Raw genomic sequence first — 24,516 nt, forward strand, 5'->3', positions numbered from 1 at the left:
GATTCGGCGGCCGGGCTGCCGAAATGCTGGCAGACTGGCCCCATGAGCGTACTTATGGCCGGTTGCGGCGATCTGGGAACCGAAGCCGGCCTGCGGTTCGCGGCGGCGGGTTACCGTGTGGTGGGCTGGCGGCGATCGCCGGAGAAACTTCCGGCCGCCATCGAAGGTGCTGCGGCTGACCTGGCCGCCGGCGACCTGCCGCCCGTCCCCGCGGACACCACCGCCGTCGTCGTCGCGATTGCGGCAGACTCCCCCACCGAGGCGGCCTACCGTGCCGCTTACCTCGACGGGCTTTCGAACGTAGTGGACGCCGTCCTGCGCTCCGGCGCCCCGGTCCGGCGAGTCCTCTTTGTCTCCTCGACAGCCGTCTACGGCGACGCTGGCGGCGAATGGATCGACGAAAGCACAACGCCGGAACCCGGCGGTTTCTCGGGGCGCATCATCCGCGAGGCGGAGGAAGTGCTCTACCGCCGCCTGCGCGGCACCGGCATCACCCCGGTGGTGCTGCGGCTCGGCGGGATCTACGGTCCTGGGCGGACCCGACTCATTGATCAGGTGCGCAGTGGAGCCGCGGTCATCCCCGCGGAATCGCGCTTCACCAACCGCATCCACCGCGACGACGCCGCTGCCGCGATCGTCCATTTGTGCACCATGGACGCGCTTCCCGGGCCCGTGTACCTCGGCGTGGACAATGAACCGGCCGAGCAAGGCGAGGTGTTGAGTTTCCTGGCCGCCGAGCTGGGACTTCCCCGGCCGCCGTCGGACACCGGCGGGCAGAGCGGTGAGCCGAACAAGGGCAGCGGCGAGCCCTCGCGCGGCGGCAACAAGCGCTGCAGCAACAACCTGCTGCGAAGTACCGGCTTCGCGTTCCACTACCCGAGTTTTCGGGAGGGTTACCGGGCGATGCTTGCCGGCGCCGGAGTCCGGCACCCCTGAGCTGCTGCGCTGGATTCGCGCTGGATTTCAGCAGCCTCAACTGTGAAGGAAACGATGGATTTCAAAGAAATTATCCAAATTGTCGGCGGCTTCATGGACATCGCCGGGGTGGCCGTGATGGTGATCGGCGCCGTGGTGTCGATTCCGATGGCGTTGCGTGGCTTCCAGCCGAGCAACCTGCCGGCAGGGGCCGCGCCGTTTTCGCCGTACCGATCGTACCGGCAATTGCTGGGCCGTTCCATCCTGCTCGGACTCGAACTCCTGGTCGCGGCCGACATCATCCGGACTGTCGCCGTTACCCCGACCTTCGAAAGCGTCGGCGTGCTTGCCATCATTGTGTTGATCCGGACCTTCCTGAGCTTCTCACTTGAGCTCGAGATCACCGGCCAGTGGCCCTGGCAGAAGCAAAGGACCGAGTCGCCCGCCGCGGCGCCCGGGTCCGAAGGTGACGCCGGGTCCGGGTCGAGGCTGGTCGGCAGTTCCTCTCCTGGACGAATCCCGACTTCTGAACTAGCGGGGACCGACCGGTGAACCGTGATCCTTGGCCCAGCGCCCCAGAGCTTCCGGCGCCTATCATCATGGACCAGCGGTGGCTGGACGCGGTGTTCCTGCACTGGCGCATCCCGGCTGCCGCTGCGGCACCATTTATGCCGGCGGGTGTGGTGCCGGACGTCTTTGACGGGTCTGCCTGGGTGGGACTGATCGGATTCCGGATGCAAGGCGCAGGCCTGGGCAGCGGACCCGGAATCCCGTATTTCGGGAGCTTCAACGAGATCAACGTGCGCCTCTACTCCCGGGAGCCCGACGGGACGCGGGGTGTGGTCTTCCTGAGCCTCGATGCGACACGACTGGCGGTGGTACTGGCAGCGCGCGCCGCCGGTATTCCGTATGTGTGGTCCCGGGCGGGCTTCCGCGGCGAGCCTGCTCCGGACCGTGCAGGCCCGATCACCGGAACGGCAGGCCCGGTCACCGGAACGGCAGGGCCGGTCACCGGAACGGCAGGGCCGGTCGCCGGAACGGCAGGGCCGGTCGCCGGAACGGCAGGGCCGGTCGCCGGAACGGCAGGGCCGGTCGGCCTCCGTGCCGGGTACTGGGTGCGGCGGTTTCGGGGCGGCGCCCGGAGCGACTTTGAGGTTTGCCCGGAATCTGACGTCGAAGCGACTGACCCGCTATCCATCCACCTCACCGCCCGATTCGGGTTGCACACCCGGTTTCGTGGCAGGACCTTGTACGTTCCTAACACCCACGTTGCCTGGCCGCTGTTCCGCGCGCAGCTGACTCAGCTTGAGGATCAGCTCGTTGCCGCCGCCGGCATTCACGTCGCGGGTGCGCCCGAATCGGTGCTCTACTCTCCCGGGGTCCGCACCCAGTTTGGCCGGCCCCGTGTGCTGGATGGCGCTTCCTGACGTGCTGGCCCGCACTGACACGTCGCGATTTTCGTCGTTTTGGTGCCCAGCGGCGGGATTCCGGCACTGCGCTGGCGGCGTTGCGATAAATGTCGGACCCCCTTGAGAGAGTGGGTTTATGGAAGCCGAGAAGGATTTCATTCCTTGCCAGGACATGGACCGGGGCGCTGCTCCGGCCGGGCAATCCGGTGTGGGTGCTGCCTTGGCCGCGCTCCGGGGAGCAGGTTCGACGGCGGCGGCGGACGCGGCGTTGCGGGGCTTCCGGGCCGCGTCGGATTTCGCCGGCGCGGTGGAGGAACTCGCCCGGTGTGTGGAGTATCTGCAGCTCGTAGCGGCCGACGCCGTGGACCGGACCCGGAAGCAGCCCTCGGCCGGTGGCACAACCGCCGGCACTTCCTGGACCACCGGCTGGCGGGTGGACTCCGGCGACGGCCCGGGCAACGGGTCCGGCGCCGCGCCGGCGGTTGCTGCAACGGTTGCGGCAGCGGTTGCGGCAGCGCCGGTTGCAGCAGCGGTTGCGGCAGCGCCGGTTGCAGCAGCGGTTGCGGCAGCGCCGGTTGCAGCAGCAGATGACGGGTACCGGAACACCGCGGAGTTCCTGCGGGCACGGTTGCGGATCAGTGCAGCCGAGGCCCGGCGCCGGCTGTCCCTAGCCGGCACGCTCTTGCCGCGACAGGGATTCAGCGGCCAGCAGCTTCCTCCCCGGTACGCGGAACTCGGCGCCGTCGTGGCCGCCGGCGAAGTCGGGTCCCGGCCCGCGACCATCATCGCCCTGGCCCTGGACCGGGTCCGGCACCTCTGCGATACCGCGACCGCCCAGCAGATGGAGCACGCCCTGGCCCGCACCGCCGCGGAGAACGACCCGGACTTCCTGGCCCGCGTGGCCCGAAGCTGGACCGATGCGATTGATCAGGACGGTGCCGAACCCTCCGAAGAACTGCTCCGCCAACTCCAGGGCGCCTTTATCCGCAAACCCCGCCACGGGCTTCGGCACCTGGAAATCTTCGCGACCACCGAGCAGTTCGAATACCTCCTCACCGTCATGAACACCGGCACTAATCCCCGCACCAGCCCTCCGAAAACACCCGCACCTGCCACCGGCACAGGATCAGCGGCCATGGAAGCCGCGGGTGCTGCCGCCCTGAACGCCACGGCCCCCTGGTCCGGCAACGACCCCTGGCCCGGCAGCAACTCTTGGTCCGGCAGCGACGGGAGCGTCCCGGAGATCGACCTGGACCGCCGCTCCCGCCCGCAGAAACTCCTCGACGGACTGGTCGGAGGTTGCAAAGCCGCCCTCACTACCGGGAACCTCCCCGTCGCCGGAGGATTGCGCCCCCAGGTCATCGCCACCATCGACTACCGCGACCTGCTCAGCCGGCTCGGAACGGACGGGACCAACACCATAAACGGCAAAGCGGCCGGTGGCGGGACCGCCAATGACCCGTTGGCGCAGACCGGGACGCTGCTGTTCACCGGACCCGTCACCGCCGCCACCGTCCGGAAAATCGCCTGCGACGCGGACATCATCCCCGTCCTGCTCGGCAGCGAAGGCCGAATCCTGGACATCGGCCGGGCCACCCGGGTTTTCCCGCCCCACCTTCGCAAGGCCCTCACCGCCCGGGACCAGGGCTGCGCGTTCCCCGGCTGCACCACCCCGGCACCTTGGTGCGAAGCCCACCACATCACTTACTGGTCCCGCGGCGGAACAACGGGCATAGACAACGGAACCCTGCTGTGCTCACACCACCACCACCTAATCCACAAAGAGCAATGGACCATCCAGATCCGCACCGGCGTCCCCTGGTTCATCCCGCCGCCGCACCTCGACCCACGGCAAAAACCCCGCCGCAACCGCTTCTTCCACCCCACCACCCACTACACCGCGCCCCATCCCCCCGGACTTCCGCCTGAAGCTGCTGGCAGCCCCCCGGACGCCGCCGGGCCTGATTCGATGGCGCAGTATGGAGCGGCCAGTTGCGAGTTATCTCGATGATGGAGATATCCTGGAACGGTGAAGGACATAACGCCGGATGACCCCGGCAGCCCAGCGGCGGCAGCTCCGCCCGATGACCCCGCGACAGCCGGCGGGGCCGAGTCCTTAGCCCGCACCGGGCTTGCCCCGGGCGTGCCGGCTACACCGCCCCAGCCCGCACAGCCCCGGCCCCAAAACCGGAAGCCGAACAGCCTCCGATCGGCAGTCCTGTACTGGAGCGGCGCTTTTGCTGCGGTCGCGCTGCTTGCGGTCCCGATCTCGATCTTGTTGGGCAACAGCGCCGTCCTCGCCGGCCACCCGGCGTTGCCGATCCTGCTGCTGGTTGCCGTCGGCCTGGGCATCCTGTGGATGCTTGTCCTCCTCAGACGTTCGCCACTTTTCCATCCCGGTCCCCTGTTCCAGCGCTCGACGCCGATCAGCCGGCCGGACCCGAACAACCAGAGGACCGCCGCAAATAACCGCCAACAACTGCCCACTGCCTCAAGCTGGCAGCTGGCCCGCGGAGTTGCGGTCCGGATCGCGGCGCTGGGTCTTGTTGCGGGGTTGGTCTGGCTCAGCCCGTTCCCCTACCAGCCCAGCCGAGACGATGGCCAAACCAAGGGAACCACCGCCGAGGACGCCACCTCCATCACCCTCACGCCGGAAGGAAAACCCAGCGCGGGGCTGATCTTTTATCCCGGCGCACGCGTTGACGCGCACGCGTACCGGGACATCCTGGGCCCGCTCGTAAACGCCGGCCACCTGGTCGTCATCTTGAAGGTACCCCTGGGCATCGCCCTGCTGGACACCAGCCAGGCCCGCGGAGTGATGGACCGGCACCCGGACATCACAGCCTGGGCCGTCGGCGGACATTCCCTCGGCGGAGTGAGCGCAGCCGGCTTCGCGAAATCGAACGGGGATGTCGCCGGACTTCTACTCTTCGCTTCGTTCCCCGCAGCCAGCCTGGCGGAGTCCACCGGCCTTGCCGTGCTGTCCATTTCCGGATCGAATGACCGCCTGACCACTCCGGAGAAGGTCGCGGAGTCCAAGTCCCTGCTCCCGCCGACGTCTACTTACGCGACTGTCGAGGGCGGAGTTCATGCTTTCTTCGGAGACTATGGTGAGCAGCCGGGTGATGGCCAGCCGGCCATCACAAGGGAACAGGCCCAGCAGCAGATCACCGCCGAGTCCGTCGGCTTTATGAACCGGCTGCGGGGCTGACGGACTCCGGCCAGGGCCAATCATGTCCGCTAGCGCCCGGCGGCGTACCCTTGCGCACCGCGGGGATTGGCTGCGGCCTGCAGGACGCCGGTCGAGGGGTCACGAATGACCGCGGAGAGCCGTCCCAGCGTCCAGCCGCCAGCTCGGGTGACGACGTGACCCCGGCGTTCAAGTCCGGCTATAACGTCCTCTCCCAGCCGGTCCTCAACGACGGCGCCGCCTGGCTCCCAGGTGCGCGGCCAGAACGAACCGGGCATCGACGTCGTATGGAAGGTGGGCGCATCGATGGCCTGCTGCGGTGTGTAACCGCCAACAATCGTCCGGAGCAGATACGGTAGCTGCCATTGATCCTGTTGGTCACCGCCCGGCGACCCCAAGGCAGTCACTGCCCTCCCGTCCCGAAGCACGAGGGTCGGCGTCAGCGTGGTCCGGGGCCGCTTGCCCGGCGTCAGCGTGGAGGGTGTGCCCGGTTCGAGCCAGGTCATCTGGAGCCGGGTGCCGAGGCAGAAGCCCAGCTCCGGGATAGCGGGCGAGGACTGCAGCCATCCTCCCGAGGGTGTGGCAGAGACCATGTTGCCCCAGCGGTCCACGACGTCGATATGGCAGGTATCGCCGCGGGTCTCGCCGCTCGGCGCCACGGTCGGCTCTCCCACCCCGAATCCCGCAGCACGTGCCCCCGCGATCGCCGGCGTTGGATAGCCGGTGCGCAGTACGGGCACATACGGCACCCGCCCGGGCACCGACCCCGGCCTGAGCTGGTGCGAGGCCCGCTCGCCGATGAGCGCCCGGCGGCCTGCGCAGTACTCGGCCGACAACAGATACTCCAGCGGCACGTCAGTGTCACCGTAGTAGGCTTCCCGGTCTGCGAGCGCCAGCTTCTGGGCCTCCAGGATGGTATGCGCTCCGAGCTCGGTGGATGGATCCAGGTACCGGTCAGCGAACCCCTCGAGAATGGCAAGTGCCTGAAGTAGCGCCGGGCCCTGCCCCCACGGCCCTGTCTTGGCGATTGTGTGCCCCCGGAACTCCACGGTGGCGGCCGGTTCGTAGCCGGCCTCGAACCCGGCGAGATCTTCCAACGCTAGGATTCCGCGATGGTCTTTGCCGGAGGAGTGCCGGTGCGGCGTCCGGGCGGACTTCACCATGGCGTCTGCTGCGAAGCCTCCGCGCCATTCACGTCGGGCGGCGTCGATCCTGGCCACACGGGAGCGACTTGCCGGGGACTCGTCCGGTATCCCGGCCGGAGGGGTTGCCCCGGCGTCGACGAGCCGCTGCAGGGTTCGGGCATAGGCGGGGTTCCGAACCAGCTCACCCTCGGCCGGGATCCGTCCGCCGGGCATCCACAGCTCGGCCGAGGTGGGCCAATGCGTACGGAAAAGCTCCGCCACGGCAGCGATCGTTGTCCCTACCCGGCCCAGCATCGGATGCCCGTCGCGGGCATAGCCGATGGCGAACTCCAGCACCTCGCCGAGTTCCCAGGTCCCGTGATCACGCAACAGCAGCAGCCACGCGTCAACGGCGGCGGGCACCGCGGCGGCGAGGGCACCCGAGCCCGGCACCAAATCAAGGCCTTCCGCGCGGTAGTGATCCACGGTGGCCCGCGCGGGCGCCGGACCCTGACCCATCAGGACTACCGGTATGCCCGGTTCCGCCGCGGTGGCGAAGATGGCGGTCATGTCGCCGCCGGGACCGTTCAGGTGCGGCTCGACTACGTGCAGCACAAACGCTCCGGCCGTCGCGGCGTCGAACGCGTTCCCGCCGCGTTCCAGCACGGCCTGGGCGGCCGCCGTCGCAAGCCAATGCGTGGAGGCGCTCATCCCGAAGGTGCCCTGCAGTGTGGGCCGGGTGGTGAACGCATCCGGTCCCGTGAACCCGGCAGCGGAGCCGCCTTGCCGGGTCACGGGTCCGCCGGCAGCGTCAGCCAAACAGCGCCGCCACGCGGGTGAGGGTCTCATAGATGCCGTAGGCCAGCGGGGCACCGACCAGCGCCCAGGCGATGACCATCTTCCCGGTGGACTTGTTCACTGATGTCTGTGCGGTACTCATTTCAAGCCTCCATGGCGGGTTCGTCGTTACGGACCTGGTCCGGGCGGGGTTCGTGGAACCGGGCATCGACCGGTTTGACCAGCAGGTTGGCCACAAAGCCGATGATCAGCAGCCCCACCATGGTCAGCAGCGCGGGCTGGTAGGACCCGGCGGTCAGCTGGCCGGGTTTGCCCTGGGCGTCAAGGAAGGCGTTCACGATCAACGGCCCGGCGATGCCGGCCGCGGACCAGGCCGTAAGGAGCCTGCCGTGGATAGCGCCAACCTGGAAGGTGCCGAAGAGATCCCGCAAATACGCCGGGGCGGTCGCGAAGCCGCCGCCGTAGAAGGAGATGATTACGAAGGCGAGCGCCACGTAGAGGAAGGTCGTGGTGGAACCGGCTAGCGCCAGTACCGTATAAAGCACGGCGCCGATGCCGAGGAACACCATGTAGATGCGCTTGCGCCCGGTCGTATCCGAGGTGGCTGACCAGGCGAAGCGGCCGGACATGTTGCCGATCGAGAGCAGCCCGACGAAGCCGGAGGCGACTGCGGCACTGACCAGGGACACACCGTCGGACTGGCGGAAGAAGTCCTGGATCATCGGCGCTGCCTGCTCCAGGATGCCGATTCCGGCCGTGACGTTGCAGAAGAGGGCCACCCACACGAGCCAGAACTGGCGGGTCTTCACAGCGTTCACTGCGGAGACATTGTCAGTAGTGATCAGCTTGGCCGCCTTGACCTTGCTCGGGTCAAAGCCGGCCGGTCGCCACCCCTCGGCCGGGACCTTGATGGTGAATGCGCCGAACATCATGTAGGCCAAATACACAACAGCGAGGGTCAGGAAAAGCTTGCCGACGGAGTCGCCGCTGGCCACCCAGCCCTTGGCGCCGGAGTTGGGGTCATACATCTTCAGCAGCGCGGTGGAGACCGGGCTGGCGATCAGGGCACCGCCGCCAAAGCCCATAATGGCCATACCGGTCGCGAGGCCCGGGCGGTCCGGGAACCACTTGATCAGCGTGGAAACCGGGGAGATGTAGCCGATCCCCAGGCCAATGCCGCCGATGAAACCGTAACCGAGGTAGACCAGCCACAGTTGGCCGCTGAAGATACCCAGCGAACCGACGACAAAACCGCTGGCCCAGAACACGGCCGAGGTGAACATCGCCTTGCGCGGACCGTTTTTGTCCACCCAGGTCCCCATGATGGCGGCCGAAAGTCCCAGCATCACAATCGCGATGGAGAAGATCACGCCGATCTCGGTCAGGCTGGCGCCGAAGTGCTTGACCAGCGCTGTCTTGTAAACGCTCGTGGCGTACGCCTGCCCGATGCACAGGTGCACGGCCAGCGCGGCCGGTGGCACCAGCCATCGATTGAATCCCGGCGGGGCAATCGTTTGTTCACGGTCCAGCCAGCCCATAATGTGTTCCCTTTGCTCGTCGAAGACCTCGGTGTCCAGCGATTTTAGAGGCGAAAGACCCCAAGATGAGCCGTTGCCTCCGGCAATCATGGTGCAGATCATCAGTAAACGTACGGTTCGTGCGCCGAACGGTAGGAAATCCTCGACGAACGGTAAAACTACTTCCCGAGTCCCGCCTTCCGCAGCGCCTCGGCCATAGCGGTGTTGGCCGGTGCGGGAACCGCTTTGGCTTGAGATGTTTTTGCCGGGGATGTTTTTGCCGGCACCGGGCGCGGCGGCTGCCCGGCTGAAGACTGGCGGCCGGGCACCGGAGCGCCGGAGGGCCGCCGGGCAGCGAACGGTTGGGACGCTCGGCCCGCTTGGGCTCCTTGAGCCGCTGGTCGGTCCGGACGAGCTGCCGGTTCGTCGTCGAGCCGCAGGGTCAGCGAAATCCGTTTCCGTTCCGGATCGGCCTCCAGCACTTTGACCCGCACCACCTGGCCGGATTTGACCACCTCGCGGGGATCGGAGACGAACCGGTTGGCCAGCGCCGAGACGTGCACCAGGCCGTCTTGGTGGACCCCGACGTCGACGAACGCACCAAAGGCCGCCACATTGGTCACGGTCCCTTCCAGCACCATCCCCGGCCTGAGGTCCGAGATCTTCTCGATACCCTCCGAGAACGTCGCCGCGGCAAAGGCCGGACGCGGGTCACGGCCAGGCTTCTCGAGTTCGGCGATGATGTCCTGAACCGTGGGCAGACCAAAGGAACCGTCAACGAAGTCCGCCGGATTCAGCGCTGTGTAGCTTCCGGCGGCCAGCTCTTTGCCCGCCGCAGCCTTGATCTTCCGCGCCACCGGGTAGGCCTCCGGGTGCACGCTGGAGGCATCCAGCGGCTCCGCTCCCCCGCTGATCCGCAGGAAACCCGCGCACTGTTCGAAGGCCTTGGCGCCGAGCCGTGGCACCTTCTTCAGCTCGCTGCGCTTGCCGAACGGTCCATGTTCATTCCGGTAGGCCACAATATTCTCACTCAGCAGCGGACCGACGCCGGCCACTCGGCTCAGCAGCGCCGGGGACGCGGTGTTGACATCGACGCCGACTGCATTGACGCAGTCTTCGACAACGGCGTCGAGGCTACGATCCAGCTTGGCTGCGGTGACATCGTGCTGGTACTGCCCGACGCCGATCGACTTAGGCTCAATCTTTACGAGTTCCGCGAGCGGATCCTGCAGCCGCCGTGCGATGGACACGGCACCGCGCAGGGATACGTCCATCCCCGGCAGCTCAGCGGCAGCCAGCGCCGAGGCCGAATAGACGGACGCACCGGCCTCGGAGACCACGATTTTTTGCGGTTTGCCGCTTCGGTTGGCACTTTCCGTGCCCGTTGTGAGCTGTTTGAGCAGCTCCGCGGCGAGTTTGTCCGTTTCCCGCGACGCCGTGCCGTTGCCAATGGCGACGAGTTCGACGCCGTGCTTTTGCGCGAGGTTTACCAGCGTCCGGAGCGCCTCGTCCCATTTCCGGGCCGGCGCGTGCGGGTAGACGGTGTCCGTGGCAACCACCTTACCGGTGCCGTCCACCACCGCGACTTTCACCCCGGTCCGCAGTCCCGGGTCCAGGCCCAGGGTGGCGCGGTTCCCGGCCGGCGCAGCGAGCAGCACATCGCGCAGGTTGGCGGCGAAGACCCGTACTGCCTCATCCTCGGCGGCAGCGAACATCCGGCTTCGCAGGTCAGCGGTGAGTCGGGCCAGTACCCGCGAGCGCCATGCCAACTGGGCGGTCTGCAGCAGCCAGGCGTCTGCCGGCCGGCCGCGGTCGGCGACCCCGAGGAAGCGGGCGACGGCGGCTTCGTACCTGCTGCGGGCGGCGGTGAGGGCGGCGTCGTCGTTCGGTTCAGCCTCGGCGAGATCCAGCTCCAGCACGCCGTCCTTTTCGCCGCGCAACAGCGCCAGGACGCGGTGCGAGGGCATCCCGGCGGGCTGCTGGGAGAATTCGAAGTAGTCCTTGAACTTCTGGCCCTCGGCGTCCTTGCCCTTTTTCACGCGGGACACCATCCGGCCCTGGGTCCAGAGCCGTTCGCGCAACGCAGCTGCCAGGTCCGCGTCCTGCGCGACACGTTCCACCAGGATGGATCGGGCCCCCGCGAGCGCCGCCGCGGCGTCCCCGATGGAGTGCTCGGCGTTGAGGTAGCGGCCCGCTTCCCGTTCAGGATCCAGCTCCGGCCGCTTCAGCAGCGCCTCGGCGAGCGGCTGAAGCCCGGCCTCGCGGGCGATCTGTGCCTTGGTGCGCCGCTTGGTCTTAAACGGGAGGTAGATGTCTTCCAGCCGCGACTTCGTATCGGCCCCGGCGACGGCGGCCTGCAGTTGCGGCGTCAATGCCCCCTGCGCCGCGATAGCCTCGAGAATGGTGCCGCGACGCTCCTCCAACTCGCGCAGGTATCGCAGCCGCTCCTCCAGTCCACGCAGCGCGGTGTCATCGAGCGTCCCGGTGGCTTCCTTGCGGTAGCGGGCAATGAAGGGCACTGTGGACCCTGCGTCGAGCAGGTCCACTGCGGCTTTGACCTGCCAAGCCTGCACACCGAGCTCTGCGGCGATCTGCGCGGCAATGCCGGACTCCTGCGTGTGCGGAGCCTTGCTGGTGGCGGACGGGGACGGGCGCTGCGGGAGGTTGGTCACCCTGCCATTTTGCCTTACCCCGGCGTTTCCCCGGGCGTCTCCCCACCGGCACCGGCACGCGGATGCTCGGCGTCCTGGAGGACCTCGTTGTGGCGGAGGAACCAGGGCTTAAACGGCGGATCAAAACGGGCAAACCGGGGCAAGCCCACGGCGCGTAGGCCTGCATTCGTCAGGGCTGCCTGCAGTTCCAGGTTCCGTTGCTCGAAAGCGCCCTTCGAGCCGCCGCCGGAGAACACCTTCGCGGCCACGAAGGACCCGGGCACGGTCCGGATCCTGACCTTCGGATCTGACGGTACCGGGGCAGTTTCAGCTGTCATTCCCGCCGGCAGGACAAAGGCCACCACAAACTCTGCCGCACCGTCTGCGCTGGTCAGGGACCCGCTTTGGAGCACCGGGGCGGTCATCGCCAGTTTCTGGGACGGGCCGAAGCCCTGCACAACCGGGGCGGTCATGGCTACCGACTGCCGGGCAGCGTTGTTGCCGCTGATGTAGTTGAAGAGGTATCGGAAGGCCGCGTTGCCTGCCCGGTCGAAGCTTGCGTTGACCCGGACTTCGGCCACCACGTGCGTCGGATAGTGCCGCAACTCGAAATGCGGGTAACGCTGGACAAGTTCGAAAGGCTGCTGTTCCGTCATGGTCTTCAGACCATACGCCCGACCGACGACAGGAACCAGTGCGTTCCAGCCCTGGTGCCCGCCGGAATGTCGGCGGGCTTTGATAGCTTGAGGACCAGAAGGGCGGTCGGCGCTGACGCCCGCAGGCCCAGCCTTAGAACCAGCAGCGCGTCAGTTATCGGGGGCACAGTGTTTTTTCTTGAACCGGACGTGCCGGGTTCCGCACCGGACCTGGTTTTTTCCGCGAGCGACCTCGTCACGGCAGCCGGTTGTGAGTATCAGGTGCTGCGCAAGCTTGACGAGAAGCTGGGCCGTGCCCCCAAAGCCGGGTTCGAAGCTGACGAGATGCTCCAGCATGCGGCAGTGCTCGGTGACCGCCACGAACTCAAGGTCCTCGCAGGCTTTGTCGAGGAGTTCGGTCCTTGGAATCCCGCCACCGGGCGGGGGGTGTACGACGTCGCGCCTGCCCAAGCCATGGACCGCACGACGCTGCTGTCCAAACACCACGAATCCCTTGAAGCCCTGCGCTCGGGGTCAGACGTGGTGTTCCAGGCCGCCTTCTTTGACGGCCAGTTCCATGGCCGCTCCGACTTCCTGGTCCGCCAGGCCGACGGCAGCTACGCGGTGTTCGACACCAAACTGGCCCGCCATGCCAAGGTGACCGCGCTGCTCCAGCTGGCCGCCTACGGTGATCAGCTGCTGAAGGCCGGGATCACACCGGACCCCGCCGTGACCCTGATTCTCGGTGCCACCGTACCGCTCCCGGGTGGTGGCTTCGACTACGTCCGCACCAACCACAAGCTGGCCGAGATCCTGCCGGTCTTCCGCGAGCGCCGGGACCGTTTCGTGGCGTTGACCGCCGCCCATCTGGCGCAGCCGCAGAAAGTGCGCTGGGGTGCGGCCGGGCTTAGCGCCTGTGGCCGCTGCGACTACTGCCAGGAGCAGGCCGCAGCCACAGACGATTTGCTGCTGGTGGCGCGGATGACTTCGGCGCAGCGCAAAGCCCTGCACGCCCGGAAGATCTTCACGGTCAGGGCACTCGCCCAGGCTGACCTTCCCGGAGCGAACGCAGCCCTGCTGCGGCTGCAGGACCAGGCCCGGATGCAGAGCGGGGTTGGCGCTGCCGACGGCGGAGTCCGGTACGTCAAGGACGGAACGGAACACGCCCTCAGCTACCGGGTGGTCCCGGAGAACTCCCTGGCGGAGCTGCCACCTCCCAGCGCCGGTGATATTTTCTTCGACTTCGAAGGCGATCCGCTGTGGCAGGAGAGCGCCACCGGGGTCTGGGGACTGGAGTACCTGTTCGGCGTCGTCGAGGCCCCGGCAGGGCCCGGCTTGGCAGGGGTGTTCCGGCCGTTCTGGGCGCACAGCCGGGAGGCAGAGAAGCAGGCGTTCCTCGACTTCCTCGACTATGTCCAGCAGCGCCGGCAGGAGTATCCGGATATGCACGTCTACCACTACGCCGCTTACGAGAAGACTGCCCTCCGGAAGCTCTCCGTACTGCACGTCGCCGGCGAGGACACCGTCGACCGGTGGCTGCGCGAAGGACTCCTGGTGGACCTGTACCAGACGGTCAGGACCAGCATCCGAATCTCCGAGAATTCATACAGCATCAAGAAACTTGAGCCGCTCTATATGGGGACGAACCTGCGGTCCGGGGACGTCAAGGACGCCGGCGCCTCCGTGGTTGCCTACGCCCACTACTGCGATGCACGCGACGACGGCCGGGCCGGGGAGGCTGCCTCAATCCTCGCCGGGATCTCCGACTATAACGAGTACGACTGCCTCTCCACCCTGGCGCTCCGTGATTGGCTCCTGGACCTGGCACGGGAGCGCGGCATCGGGCCGGACGGTGCCGGCGGGGCTTCCCCTGCTGCTCCCCCCACCGCCGGCTCCGGCACCGACGCCGCACCGGGAACCGCTGACCTCGATGAACTGGAAGTGAGGCTTGCCGGGCTGGCGGAGGCCGGCGTCGGGCTGTCCGGGAACGACCGGAGGGCCGTTGCGATGCTGGCGGCGGCGGTCAGCTACCACCGCCGCGAGCGGAAGGCCTTCTGGTGGGCGCACTTCGACCGCTGCGAGAACGGCCCCGACAGCCACCACCAGCAGGACCGCAACGTCTTCCTCGTCGAGGACGCTGAAGTGTTGACGGAGTGGCGCAAGGAAGGTGCCAAGCTCCCGGAGCGGAGGGTAAAGCTGATCGGCACTCTTAGCCCTGGCTCCGATCTTCGTGCAGGCAGCACCTGGTTCCGGATGTACGAACCGCCGCTCCCGGCCGGGCTCGAGGGGACGGGGATAAACGGGAGCGGTCGCAACGGGTGGTTCGGAACGGAGGTCCTGGAGCTCGGCCACGAGGACGGCCGGGATACTGTCATCATCCGCGACAAGCTCCGCCGTGGCATCGAACCTTACGGTCAGGTGCCCGTGGCGCTGACCGAAGACCAGCCCATCCAGACCAAAAGCCTTGAGGAGGCCTTGGCCACCCTTTCCGGCGACGTCGCCGCCGGATTAACAGCCGCGCCGCCTGGTTTCCCGCGTCACCCGGCGCTGGATCTTGTCCGCCGGGTTCCGCCGCGGCTGGTTTCCGGGGCGCCGCTGCCTGCGCCGGGTGAGGGGCCGGACCGTTTTATTAACGCGATCACCGAGGCTGTTAGGTCCCTGGACCATTCCTATGTCGCGGTCCAGGGACCGCCGGGGACGGGCAAGACCCACGTGGGGTCCCATGTCATCGCCCGGCTGGTAGCCAGCGGCTGGAAAGTCGGTGTCGTCGGTCAGTCCCATGCGGTGGTGGAGAACCTGCTCACAACAGCTGTGGCTAAGGCCGGCGTCGATCCTGCCTGCGTGGCCAAAGACGTCAAACACCAGGAACCGCTCCCGTGGGATCAACGGTCGGCGCAGGATGTTGCGCGGCTGCTCGCTTCCCCGGGCGGCGCCCTGATCGGCGGGACTGCCTGGACGATAACTGGCGCTAACGTTCCGGCCGGATCCCTGGACCTGCTGGTCATTGACGAGGCCGGCCAATTCTCGTTGGCCAACACCCTTGCCGTGGCGCAGGCGAGCAGCCGCCTGCTCTTGCTTGGCGATCCCCAGCAGTTGCCGCAGGTCAGCCAGGGCAGCCACCCCGAACCCGTGAACGACTCAGCGCTGGGCTGGGTTTCGGCCGGCCATGCCACGCTGCCGCCGGGGCTTGGTTACTTCCTGGCCGACTCGTGGCGGATGACCTCGCAGCTGTGCCGGGCCGTCTCCGAACTCTCGTATGACGGCAAGCTGCGCTCGGCCCCGGCCGCGGACCTCCGCCGGCTCGAGGGAGTTCCGTCCGGGATCGAGACGGTGCTGGTGGAGCACAGCGGCAACACCACGTCCTCGGTCGAGGAAGCCGCCGAAGTTGTCAGGCAGGTACGCCGCCATGTGGGGCTGAGCTGGCATGCGGAGGACGGCACCCGGCCGCTGGCAGGTGCGGACATTCTGGTGGTGGCTGCGTACAACGCCCAGGTCAACGTGGTTCGGGAGGCCTTGGAGGACGCGTCCCTGGCTGGCGTCCGGGTGGGAACCGTAGATAAATTCCAGGGCCAGGAAGCCGCCGTAGTGATTGTGTCCATGGCGTGTTCGGCGGTGGCCGAGGCCCCGCGCGGCATGGAATTCCTGCTCTCCCGCAACCGGATTAACGTGGCGGTGTCCCGGGGCCAGTGGCGCGCGGTGCTGGTCCGTTCGCCTGAGCTCACCAACTACCTGCCCCTGCACCCCGAAGGCCTCGAGCAGCTGGGCGGGTTCATCGGGCTGTGCCAACGCTCTGTCGCGGCCGGTAGCTAGTCCGGCTAGGAGTGAACCGACCCGGCCAGCAGGAGCGCCTCATCGAGCACCGTGCCGAAGTTCACCGGATTGTGCGCGAACCGGCCCAGGAAGAGGCCGGAAACGCCGTCCAGTGCCGGCAGGAGTCCGGGCTTGGCTGAGCCGCCATAAATGATGGGCAAGTCGGCCCGTCCCGAGGCGGCAAGGTTGTTCCGGAGCCGCGCTACGACGTCGGACACGTACCCGGCAGCGGCTGGTTCCGGCGCACCGATGGCCCAGACGGGCTCGTACGCGATGACGAGCCGCGAGGCAAGATCCCAGTCGCCGTCGACGGCGGACCGGATCTGGCGGTACACAACGTCCGCGGCGCTCTCAGCATTGCCGGCGTCGGCCTCTCCGACGCACAGCAGCGCCGTGAGCCCGGCGTCATCCGCGGCCCGGATCTTGCGCGCCACCATCGCGTCGTCTTCTCCGAAGTGGCGCCGGCGCTCGGCGTGGCCGATCTCCACCAACCCGACGCCCAGCTCGGCCAGCATGGACGGGGCAACCTCCCCGGTCCATGGCCCGTCGGCCCACCCGCAGTTCTGCGCGCCGAGCAGCAGCGGCGAACCGGCAAGCAGCGTGGCCGCGGCCGGCAGCACCGGGAACGAGGGGATAACAAACGGGACAACCCGCCCGGCTGCGAGAGCCGGGCGGGTGTCCACAACATGCCGCAGCCGTTCCAGCCAGTCCAGGCTGTCCCGGTATCCCAGGTACATCTTGGAGCTGACACCCACCAGGATGCTGCCGGCGGTGAATTGGAGGGCGCTGCGCTGCTGCATTGTTGGTGCTTTCTGCTGGATCGGGCGGAACGGCTTGGTTTACTTCTCCAGCAGTTCGTCCGCTTTGTTCTTGAACCGCTTGGTGGCGAACATCATTGCCGCGGCCAGGAAGGGCAACACACCGAGGGCGTAGACGCCCATGGTCCCGGTGTCCGAGGCGGTGGCCTGGTTGACAGTGGTCCGCAGGATCGGTGCCACAAATCCGCCGAGGTTGCCCAGCGAGTTGATCAGGCCAATACCGGCAGCCGCGGCGGTACCGGTCAGGAACGCCGTCGGGTAGGACCAGGCGATCGGGCCGATCGAAAGGAAGCTGCACACGGCCAGCGTGATGAAGATGATGCCGAGGGCAGGCATGTGGTTCGCGCCGGCCCACGCGGAACCGAAGATGCACAGCCCGGTGGAGATGAACAGCCCGGTGCCCCAGACCCGGCGGCGGACCACCGTGTTGGCGGCCTTGCCGATGAAGTAGCAGGCGAAGATACCGAAGAACCACGGGATCGCGGCCAGCAGACCGACAGCAAGGCCAACCTTCTGGCCGGTGAGCTGGGCTACCTGCTGCGGGAGATAGAACGTTACACCGTAGACGGCGATCTGGAGGCAGAAGTAGATGACGGTGAAGTACCAGACCTTGCCGTTCTTCATGGCGGCGAGCACGCCGCGCGGGCCGGACTCTTCCTTGACGGTGTCCTCCAGTGCCATGACCTCCAGGAGTGCGCTCTTCTCTTCCTTGGTCAGGAACTTGGCGTCCTGGGGGCTGTTGATCAGGAAGAAGAACGCTGCAACGCCGGCGAGAACTGCCAGCATGCCCTCGCTGAAGAACATCACCTGCCAGCCCTGGACACCGGGAACCTGGTCGCCGATGTTGATCAGCCAGCCGGAGAGCGGCGCGCCCAGCATCTGGGAGAACGGCTGGGCCAGGTAGAAGATGGCGAACATCTTGACGCGGACCTTGTTGGGGAACCACGCGGCGAGGAACATGATGACGCCCGGGAACAGGCCGGCTTCGGTGACACCCAACAGGAAGCGCAGGATGATGAACGACGTCTCGCCCTGGACGAACGCGAAGCACGCCGAGACGATGCCCCAGGTGATGGCGATGCGGGCCAGCCAGATCTTGGCGCCGAACTTCGTCAGGAGCAGGTTGCTCGGGATTTCGAACAGGGCGTAGCCGATGAAGAAGATCCCGGCACCGAGGGCATAGGCGCCGGCAGTGATGCCCTTGTCCACGCCCAGGGCGGCTTCGGCGAAGCCCACGTTGGTGCGGTCTAGGAAGGCCACCACGTACAGGATGACCAGCATGGGCATAAGTCGGCGGGACGCCTTGGAGATCGCCGATTTTAGGACCGGGGTCTCCAGAAGGTCCCTGGTGGACGTTGATACAACGGACATCAAAACTCCTCGTCGAGCAGATTAGTTGAGTGAATCAGGTGGGTGGAGCGGTCAAAACGATGTTCTCTAGCGGGACAAGGCGATGATCATGACCCCGGCCAGGCAGGCCAGGATCCCGACGGCGAGATAGATCTTCCGTCCCCTGCTCCACGACGCGAATCCGGAGGTTGCGGTCTTACTCGGTTGTGCCACGGTGCTTCTTCCTTAGTGCATGTAGAGTCCGCCATCCACATTCAGCGTCTGGCCGGAGATGTAGCCGGCGTCCTCGCTGATGAGGAAGGCGATGGCGGCCGCGATGTCCCGGGTGGAGCCCACCCGGTTCACGACGAGGTCTTTGGTCATCTCGTCCTTGCGTTCCTGGCTCAGGGTCCCGCCCATAATGTCGGTATCGATGGGGCCCGGCGAGATCGCGTTGACGGTGATGTCGTATTCACCGAGTTCGCGGGCGGTGGCACGGGTCAGCCCAATCACGCCGGCCTTGGCCACGGAGTACGGGGTTTTGGAGTAGGTGCCGCCGCCGCGCTGGGCGGAGACTGAGGAGATGTTGACGATGCGGCCGATCCGGTTCTTGACCATGGACTCGGCGACCCGGCGGGTGGCGTAGTGGACGCCGTTGAGGTTGATGCCGAGGACCCGGTCCCACTCGGCCGCGTCGAGTTCCAGGTACGGGACCGGGGAGCTGACGCCGGCCACGTTGGCGAGGGCCACGATCTGCGGCAGTTCGGCTTCGATCGCGTCGATGGCTGCACGGACGGAGGCCTCGTCGCCGACGTTGGCGCCGGCACCGAAAGCCCTGACGCCGTACTCGGCCGCGAGTTCCTTGGCCGCGGCCTTGCACCGGGCGTCGTCGAGGTCGATGATGCCGACGTTCCAGCCCTGCGCGGCCAGGTAGTTGGCGGTGGCACGGCCGATACCACGCTCCGAAACGGCGCCAGTGATGATGACTGTGCGTGCTGCGGGGAAAGTGCTCATAAAGCTGCTCCTGAACGGATAAAAAGTGGAAGTGGCAGTGCTAGTTGATGGGCGCGGGGCCGAGATCGTCGATGAGCTTCTGCATCGCCACATAGGCCTTGTTCCGGTAGGCGATGAGCTCGGGAGTACGCTCGGCGGGGACGTTGAGGAAACCGGCACCGGTCTTGGTGCCCAGCTTTCCGGCGTCGACCAGCTCGCTGAGGATCTTCGGCGTCGCAAAGCGTTCCGGGAATTCGCTTTGCAGCGACTTGTAGCAGAAGTTGTAGACGTCCAGCCCTGCCATGTCGGCAATGGCGAACGGCCCAAAGAACGGCAACCGGAAGCCGAAGGTGGTGCGGACCAGGGTATCGATGTCCTCGGCCGTCGCGATCTCCTGCTCCACCAGCTGGGCGGCCTCGTGGAACAACGCATACTGCAGGCGGTTGAGCACAAATCCGGTGACGTCCTTGACGACGGCGGTCTGCTTGCCGGCCGCGTGGACAAGGTCGCGGACGGCGCCGATGGTGGCCGCGGTCGTCCCGGCGTGCGGAATGATTTCCACGCCCGGGATGAACGGTGACGGGTTGGAGAAATGTACCCCCAGGAACCGGCCCGGGTTGGTGACCGGTTCGGAGAGTTCCGCGATGGAGATGGTGGAGGTGTTGGAGCCGATGACCGCGTCCGGACGGGCCGCGGCGCTGATGCGAGCCAGGGTCTGGTGCTTGATCGCGATGACTTCCGGGACGGCTTCTTCGATGAAGTCGGCGTCGGCGACGGCCTCCTCGATGTCCTTGGCGGCCCAGAGGTTCTGCTTCAGGATCTCGGTGGAACCGGCCGGGAAAAGCCCCGCGGCGACAAACTCATCGGATTCGGCCAGCAGCCGGTCGTAGTTCTTTTGCGCCACCTCGGCGGACACATCGGCCAGCGCTACGCGGGCACCGCCAAGGGCCAATACCTGCGCGATCCCACCACCCATGTAGCCGGAGCCGACGACGGCGATCTTGCGGGCGGCGTTAAGTGCACCCGCCGCATCGATGGACTGTGCAGCCTCGCTGCTGAGGTTGTCGGTCATGGTCAGACTGCTTTCGTGTAGTCGGGCTCGTAGGAGCAGATGGCGTCCACCTTGGCGGCGGAGGAAGAATTTTCATCAAAACGGTGGCTGAGCCATTCGCCCACGAGCTTCTTAGCCAGCTCCAGGCCGATGACGCGCTGCCCGAGGGTGAGCACCTGGGCGTTGTTGCTGAGCACGGACCGTTCCACGGAGTAGCTGTCGTGTGCAGTGACGGCACGGATGCCGGGAACCTTGTTGGCCGAGATGGCGACGCCGAGTCCCGTGCCGCAGATCAGCAGCGCCCGGTCGGCTTCGCCGTCGGCGACTTTTCGGGCGGCAGCGACGGCGACATGCGGGTAGGCGGTGGTGTCGTCGGCGCCGACGCCGACGTCGTGGACGGTGGCGACGCGGGGATCCGCCTCGAGCAGCGCCTTCAACGCCATCTTGTATTCGACGCCGGCTTCATCGTTGCCGATGACAACGCGCCAGCCTGTTGCTGTGCTCATGCCTGTGCTCCTTGCTGTGCCGGTCCGGGTTTGACGGACGCGAAATCGATCTCTGCGGTGTCAGGGTATTCGGTGTTCAGGTGCGCTGAAATCCGCGCCGTAATAAGGGCGAAGGAAATGGCTCCGGGGTCCGCGTGCCCGAGGCTTTTCTCCGCAAGCGGCCGGGCGCGGCCCTTCAGCGGACGGAGCTTGGCGGTATCCTCGGCAGCGGTCTGCGCTGCGGCGGCGGCGCCGGCGAGCGCCCCAGCGACGGACGCACCGCCGTCGAACGCGGTGACAAATGTGTCTTTGAACGGCAGCAACGCGTCCACCATGGTCTTGTCTCCCGGTTCTGCTTTGCCGAGTTCGGTGATGGCGTCCGCAAAAGCGGTGACGGCGGCGGCGGCATCTGCTCCCGAATAGTCCTCCCGGTTTCCCAGCGCAAGTCCGGCGGCAATGACGGCGGAACCCCAGAGCGCGCCGGAGGTGCCGCCGGCGCGCTCGCTCCAGGCCTCCCCCGCCGCGGTGAGGACCCGGGCAGCCGAGGCGCCGCCGTCGAGGGCCACCGCCTGCTCGGCCGCCGTGACAGCTGCGTCGACGCCGCGCCGCATCCCGATGCCGTGGTCCCCGTCGCCGGCGATGGCGTCCAGGCGGCCCAATTCGTCTTCATGCTCGACGACGACGTCGCGCACCTGGCCCAGGATTGCCGCAGCCCGCAGCCCGAGGCCCGCCGCTGCCGCGGTGGGGTGTTCGACGTCGGCTGCCGCTTCCGTTTCGACCAGCGCCTGCTGGCGCGGGCGGCGCGGACCCAGGTTTCCCTTGCGGAACGCCGGCGTGTCCGCCGGTGCTCCCCAGTACCGTTCGAGTTCGTCATCAAGCCAGAGCAGGGTCAGGGAAAGCCCTGACATGTCCAGGCTGGTAACAAGTTCACCGCATTCCGGTTCCACAACTGTGAGACCGGCCGCGACGAGGAGCTTTTCGATTTTCCCGAAGAGCAAGAACAGTTCGTCATACTTGACGGTGCCGAGGCCGTTGATGATCGCCACCACGCGGTCACCGGCGTCGTGCGGCTTGTCGGCGAGCAACCTGGAGACGAGCAGTTCGGCGAGTTCCGAGGCCGTGGGCATAGGGTGTTCGGAGATTCCCGGTTCACCATGGATGCCCAGGCCCAGGGACATCTGCCCGGCGGGTACGTGGAAGAGCGGTTCGCTGGCGCCGGGAAGCGTGCAGCCCTCGAACGCGACACCGAGGGAACGGGTCCGGTAATTCGTCCGGATGGCCAGCCCTTCGACGTCGTCCAGCGTCAGTCCGGCCTCGGCGGCGGCGCCGGCGACCTTGAAGACGGTCAGGTCACCTGCGATTCCGCGGCGCTTCTCGATCTGCTCGAGCGGAGCGCTCGCAATGTCGTCCGTGACCAAGACGGTGCGCGTTTCGATACCTTCGGCGTTGAGGCGGAGTTGCGCCTGGCCGAAGTGCAGCACGTCCCCGGCGTAGTTGCCGTAGCTCAGCAGCACGCCACCGCCGGCGTTGGCGGCCTTCGCGACCCGGTAGACCTGGCCGGCTGCCGGGGAAGCGAACATGTTGCCGCAGGCCGACGCGGTGGCAAGTCCGGGGCCGACGAGTCCGGCGAAGGCGGGATAGTGGCCGGAGCCGCCGCCAACCACCAGTGCGACCTGTCCGGCGGGTACCTCGGTGGACCGGACGACGCCGCCGTCCACACGGGCTACGTAGCCTCGGTTGGCTGCCACAAAGCCGTCCAACGCCTCATCCGCGAAGTCCGCGGGGTTGTCGAAGATCTGGGTCATGGTTCCTCTTTGAATCCGTGGTGGAGGTAATTCCGAAGTGGAGCAGGAGCAGCGGAAGTCAGCGGGCCGCCGTCGGGAACTGGCCTAAACGCCGGCGAGTTCCGCAGCGGCCGGCTGCTGGCGGCCCTGGGCCACCTGGCTGCGGCCGAGCGGATAGCCGGCGGTCTTGGGCAAGATGCGGCCGCGGAGGTAGTCCTGGTTGCTGGCCGTCACACTGAGGCCGTCGCCGCCGTAGTGCTCGGTGCACAGGATGCCTTGGAAGCCGACCGAGAGGGCGATCCGGAAGGCCTCCCGGTAGTTGATCAGGCCACTTTCCATCGGCGCCGGCATCGCGACGTACATGTCGCGGGCGAGGTTTTCGTCGCGGATGTAGTTCTTCATGTGCCAGTAGTTGGAGTACGGGAGTGTTTTGGCAACCATCTCCCGCCAGTCCTCGATCGGGCGGTGCACGCGGATCAGGTTGCCGAGGTCCGGGTTGAGGCCGACGTTATCCAGTCCGATGTCCTGCACCAGCTGCACCGATGAGTCTGCGGTGCCCAGGTAGGTGTCTTCATACATTTCAAGCGAGAGCAGGAGGCCCGCGTCGGCGGCGTGCCGGCCCAGTTCACGCAGGCGGGTGACGGCTTTGGCCCAGGTCTCTTTGTCGCCCACCGGGTCCTTGTGCCCTTCGACTGTCCAGAACCACAGTTGTTTCTGCTGTTCGGCGGTGAGCGCCTGGTGGAGTCCAAACGAGACCACCTCGCAGCCAAGCTCGGCGGCAGCGTCGATGGTTCGGTGGCTGTAGGCCAGGTTCGCTTCCCAGTTCCGCTCCTCGATGACACTGCGGCGGATGGCGGAGATGACGGGAATGCCGATGCCGACGTTGTCGGCGGTCTGCTTGAACTCGGCGAGGCGGGTGGGGCTCAGGTCGCCGGGGCGGACCCAGCTGTCGGTGAGGTCCGCGTTGGTGAAACCAGCGTCCTTGACTTCCTGCAGTACCGCGGCCCACGCCGTTGCCTCAGCGTCGTTGATCGGGGTTCCCGCGGCGTCAACGCCAGGGAACTGCAGCAACGCTGCCGTGATGGGCCAGTTTTCGGCTGTATAGGCCATGGGTTCACTCCTTCGTGTAATCCTGTTTCCTATAGGATTTACTATCAAATGAATGTTGTCAAGGTCACATCCATGATTGCTGGCAACAATCAAAGATCCTATAGGGACAATCCCTGCCTGTGAAGGGGTCAGTTGTGAGGTTCCCTTGGGGGCCGGCTCAGCCGGCGGGCGCGTCCGCGATGGCCCGGCCACGTACCCTGTACACGTGGTCGGACATGGCTGCCGCGGCCCGGTCCGGGTCCCCGGTTGCTAGGGCGTCCAGGACGGACTCGTGTTCGGCGATGGCGTACTCCGCGTCGGTGATGCCCACTCCCCCGAAGAGGCGGAAACGCTGGACCTGCCCGCCAAGCGCCGCATAGGCGGCGACCATAAACTGGTTACCGGTGAACTCCGCTATCAGCCGATGAAACCTCTCGTCCGCCTCCAGATAGTCGCGGTATTCGGCAAACGACGGTCCCCGCGGCGCGGACCTGAGATCAGCGACGGCTCGGCCCAGCTCGGCGAGATGCTCCGGCGTCAGCCTGGCGCAGGCGAGCCGGGCATTGACCGGCTCAATGGCCAGCCTTGCCTCCATCAGTTCCGCGAAGTCCTCTTGGGTAAACACCGGCGCCACACGATAGCCCTTCAGCGCCACCCGGCGCACCATGCCGGTGTGTTCGAGCCGGGCCAGCGCTTCGCGGACCGGAGTGGGGGACACGTCCAGTTCCCGTGCGGTACCGTCGATGCTCACCACGGCCCCCGGTTCCATCCGGCCGTCCATCAGGGACGCCAGGAGTTCCTCGTAGACGTGGTCTGCAAGGACCTGTCGGCTAACGGGTCGGCCTGCGGGTCGGCCCTGAGACAGGTTCCCGGATGAAGCTGGTTGCATGGTCAAATCCTATAGGACTGCGCCGTTCG

Annotated in this window: 19 protein-coding genes and 1 pseudogene; 6 read left to right on the plus strand and 14 right to left on the minus strand. The window is 66.9% G+C overall.

The window, feature by feature from the left end; genetic code table 11:
• Positions 1–42: 42 nt before the first annotated feature.
• The 5 genes and pseudogenes from QMG72_RS10945 to QMG72_RS10965 all read left to right on the plus strand — a co-directional run bounded on the left by QMG72_RS10945 (position 43) and on the right by QMG72_RS10965 (position 5,535).
• A complete protein-coding gene (locus tag QMG72_RS10945) occupies positions 43–936 on the plus strand; it encodes an SDR family oxidoreductase (protein WP_226776028.1) in 894 nt (297 codons plus the stop codon).
• Positions 937–990: 54 nt separating this feature from the next.
• A pseudogene (locus QMG72_RS10950) lies at positions 991–1,368 on the plus strand (DUF1622 domain-containing protein); the annotation flags it as partial.
• A gap of 146 nt (positions 1,369–1,514) precedes the next feature.
• Positions 1,515–2,342 (plus strand): YqjF family protein, encoded by an 828-nt coding sequence (locus QMG72_RS10955; protein WP_283480511.1) that lies wholly within the window; start codon positions 1,515–1,517, stop codon positions 2,340–2,342.
• 118 nt (positions 2,343–2,460) lie between these two features.
• Positions 2,461–4,335, plus strand: coding sequence for an HNH endonuclease signature motif containing protein (locus QMG72_RS10960; protein ID WP_283480512.1), 1,875 nt, complete (start codon positions 2,461–2,463; stop codon positions 4,333–4,335).
• Between the two features lie 18 nt (positions 4,336–4,353).
• Positions 4,354–5,535, plus strand: a complete 1,182-nt coding sequence (locus tag QMG72_RS10965) for an alpha/beta hydrolase (RefSeq protein WP_283480513.1) — start codon at positions 4,354–4,356, stop codon at positions 5,533–5,535.
• Between the two features lie 29 nt (positions 5,536–5,564).
• Here the strand turns inward: QMG72_RS10965 and QMG72_RS10970 are convergent, their stop codons facing one another.
• From QMG72_RS10970 to QMG72_RS10990, 5 genes are all read right to left on the minus strand, one after another.
• Positions 5,565–7,349 carry a gamma-glutamyltransferase family protein gene (locus QMG72_RS10970; RefSeq protein WP_283480585.1) on the minus strand — a complete coding sequence of 595 codons (1,785 nt, stop codon included), beginning with the start codon at positions 7,347–7,349 and terminating at the stop codon, positions 5,565–5,567.
• Between the two features lie 100 nt (positions 7,350–7,449).
• Positions 7,450–7,578, minus strand: coding sequence for an MFS transporter small subunit (locus QMG72_RS10975; protein ID WP_256447069.1), 129 nt, complete (start codon positions 7,576–7,578; stop codon positions 7,450–7,452).
• A 1-nt stretch (position 7,579) separates the two neighbouring features.
• Positions 7,580–8,974: an OFA family MFS transporter gene (locus QMG72_RS10980; protein ID WP_226776467.1), complete on the minus strand. Its 1,395-nt coding sequence runs from the start codon at positions 8,972–8,974 to the stop codon at positions 7,580–7,582.
• Between the two features lie 158 nt (positions 8,975–9,132).
• Positions 9,133–11,625: a Tex family protein gene (locus tag QMG72_RS10985; RefSeq protein WP_283480515.1), complete on the minus strand. Its 2,493-nt coding sequence runs from the start codon at positions 11,623–11,625 to the stop codon at positions 9,133–9,135.
• A gap of 14 nt (positions 11,626–11,639) precedes the next feature.
• Complete coding sequence (locus QMG72_RS10990; protein WP_226776450.1) at positions 11,640–12,260, minus strand: SOUL family heme-binding protein; 621 nt, start codon at positions 12,258–12,260, stop codon at positions 11,640–11,642.
• A 168-nt stretch (positions 12,261–12,428) separates the two neighbouring features.
• Here QMG72_RS10990 and QMG72_RS10995 point away from each other — a divergent pair, with 168 nt between their 5' ends.
• Positions 12,429–16,049 (plus strand): TM0106 family RecB-like putative nuclease, encoded by a 3,621-nt coding sequence (locus QMG72_RS10995; protein WP_282360115.1) that lies wholly within the window; start codon positions 12,429–12,431, stop codon positions 16,047–16,049.
• Positions 16,050–16,054: 5 nt separating this feature from the next.
• Here QMG72_RS10995 and QMG72_RS11000 read toward each other — a convergent pair whose 3' ends face one another.
• The 9 genes from QMG72_RS11000 to QMG72_RS11040 form a co-directional block, all read right to left on the minus strand.
• Positions 16,055–16,849: a triose-phosphate isomerase family protein gene (locus tag QMG72_RS11000; protein ID WP_282360114.1), complete on the minus strand. Its 795-nt coding sequence runs from the start codon at positions 16,847–16,849 to the stop codon at positions 16,055–16,057.
• A gap of 39 nt (positions 16,850–16,888) precedes the next feature.
• The gene (locus QMG72_RS11005; protein ID WP_282360113.1) at positions 16,889–18,238 is read right to left on the minus strand and encodes an MFS transporter; all 1,350 of its coding nucleotides are present in this window, start codon (positions 18,236–18,238) and stop codon (positions 16,889–16,891) included.
• Between the two features lie 66 nt (positions 18,239–18,304).
• Positions 18,305–18,430, minus strand: a complete 126-nt coding sequence (locus tag QMG72_RS11010; RefSeq protein WP_256447068.1) for a hypothetical protein — start codon at positions 18,428–18,430, stop codon at positions 18,305–18,307.
• A 12-nt stretch (positions 18,431–18,442) separates the two neighbouring features.
• Positions 18,443–19,210 (minus strand): SDR family NAD(P)-dependent oxidoreductase, encoded by a 768-nt coding sequence (locus QMG72_RS11015; RefSeq protein ID WP_282360112.1) that lies wholly within the window; start codon positions 19,208–19,210, stop codon positions 18,443–18,445.
• A 40-nt stretch (positions 19,211–19,250) separates the two neighbouring features.
• Positions 19,251–20,261: a 3-hydroxyacyl-CoA dehydrogenase family protein gene (locus QMG72_RS11020; RefSeq protein WP_283480516.1), complete on the minus strand. Its 1,011-nt coding sequence runs from the start codon at positions 20,259–20,261 to the stop codon at positions 19,251–19,253.
• 2 nt (positions 20,262–20,263) lie between these two features.
• A complete protein-coding gene (locus QMG72_RS11025; protein WP_282360110.1) occupies positions 20,264–20,746 on the minus strand; it encodes a ribose-5-phosphate isomerase in 483 nt (160 codons plus the stop codon).
• A complete protein-coding gene (locus QMG72_RS11030; protein WP_282360109.1) occupies positions 20,743–22,530 on the minus strand; it encodes a dihydroxyacetone kinase family protein in 1,788 nt (595 codons plus the stop codon). Before QMG72_RS11030 ends, QMG72_RS11025 begins: the two co-directional genes overlap by 4 nt.
• Before the next feature lie 84 nt (positions 22,531–22,614).
• Positions 22,615–23,619: a sugar phosphate isomerase/epimerase family protein gene (locus QMG72_RS11035; protein ID WP_282360108.1), complete on the minus strand. Its 1,005-nt coding sequence runs from the start codon at positions 23,617–23,619 to the stop codon at positions 22,615–22,617.
• 157 nt (positions 23,620–23,776) lie between these two features.
• Positions 23,777–24,487 (minus strand): GntR family transcriptional regulator, encoded by a 711-nt coding sequence (locus QMG72_RS11040; RefSeq protein WP_226776441.1) that lies wholly within the window; start codon positions 24,485–24,487, stop codon positions 23,777–23,779.
• Between the last annotated feature and the right edge of the window lie 29 nt (positions 24,488–24,516).

Origin of the sequence: Pseudarthrobacter sp. PH31-O2 (assembly GCF_030063265.1) — a bacterium.
In the GTDB taxonomy this organism is placed as follows: domain Bacteria; phylum Actinomycetota; class Actinomycetes; order Actinomycetales; family Micrococcaceae; genus Arthrobacter.

Coding starts and splice junctions, on each gene's coding strand:
- QMG72_RS10960 (WP_283480512.1), top strand. CDS start 2,461: ATGGAAGCCGAGAAGGATTTCATTCCTTGCCAGGACATGGACCGGGGC.
- QMG72_RS10990 (WP_226776450.1), bottom strand. CDS start 12,260: ATGACGGAACAGCAGCCTTTCGAACTTGTCCAGCGTTACCCGCATTTC.
- QMG72_RS11005 (WP_282360113.1), bottom strand. CDS start 18,238: ATGTCCGTTGTATCAACGTCCACCAGGGACCTTCTGGAGACCCCGGTC.
- QMG72_RS11020 (WP_283480516.1), bottom strand. CDS start 20,261: ATGACCGACAACCTCAGCAGCGAGGCTGCACAGTCCATCGATGCGGCG.
- QMG72_RS10975 (WP_256447069.1), bottom strand. CDS start 7,578: ATGAGTACCGCACAGACATCAGTGAACAAGTCCACCGGGAAGATGGTC.
- QMG72_RS10980 (WP_226776467.1), bottom strand. CDS start 8,974: ATGGGCTGGCTGGACCGTGAACAAACGATTGCCCCGCCGGGATTCAAT.
- QMG72_RS11040 (WP_226776441.1), bottom strand. CDS start 24,487: ATGCAACCAGCTTCATCCGGGAACCTGTCTCAGGGCCGACCCGCAGGC.
- QMG72_RS10955 (WP_283480511.1), top strand. CDS start 1,515: ATGGACCAGCGGTGGCTGGACGCGGTGTTCCTGCACTGGCGCATCCCG.
- QMG72_RS10970 (WP_283480585.1), bottom strand. CDS start 7,349: ATGAGCGCCTCCACGCATTGGCTTGCGACGGCGGCCGCCCAGGCCGTG.
- QMG72_RS10945 (WP_226776028.1), top strand. CDS start 43: ATGAGCGTACTTATGGCCGGTTGCGGCGATCTGGGAACCGAAGCCGGC.
- QMG72_RS11035 (WP_282360108.1), bottom strand. CDS start 23,619: ATGGCCTATACAGCCGAAAACTGGCCCATCACGGCAGCGTTGCTGCAG.
- QMG72_RS11000 (WP_282360114.1), bottom strand. CDS start 16,849: ATGCAGCAGCGCAGCGCCCTCCAATTCACCGCCGGCAGCATCCTGGTG.
- QMG72_RS11015 (WP_282360112.1), bottom strand. CDS start 19,210: ATGAGCACTTTCCCCGCAGCACGCACAGTCATCATCACTGGCGCCGTT.
- QMG72_RS11030 (WP_282360109.1), bottom strand. CDS start 22,530: ATGACCCAGATCTTCGACAACCCCGCGGACTTCGCGGATGAGGCGTTG.
- QMG72_RS11025 (WP_282360110.1), bottom strand. CDS start 20,746: ATGAGCACAGCAACAGGCTGGCGCGTTGTCATCGGCAACGATGAAGCC.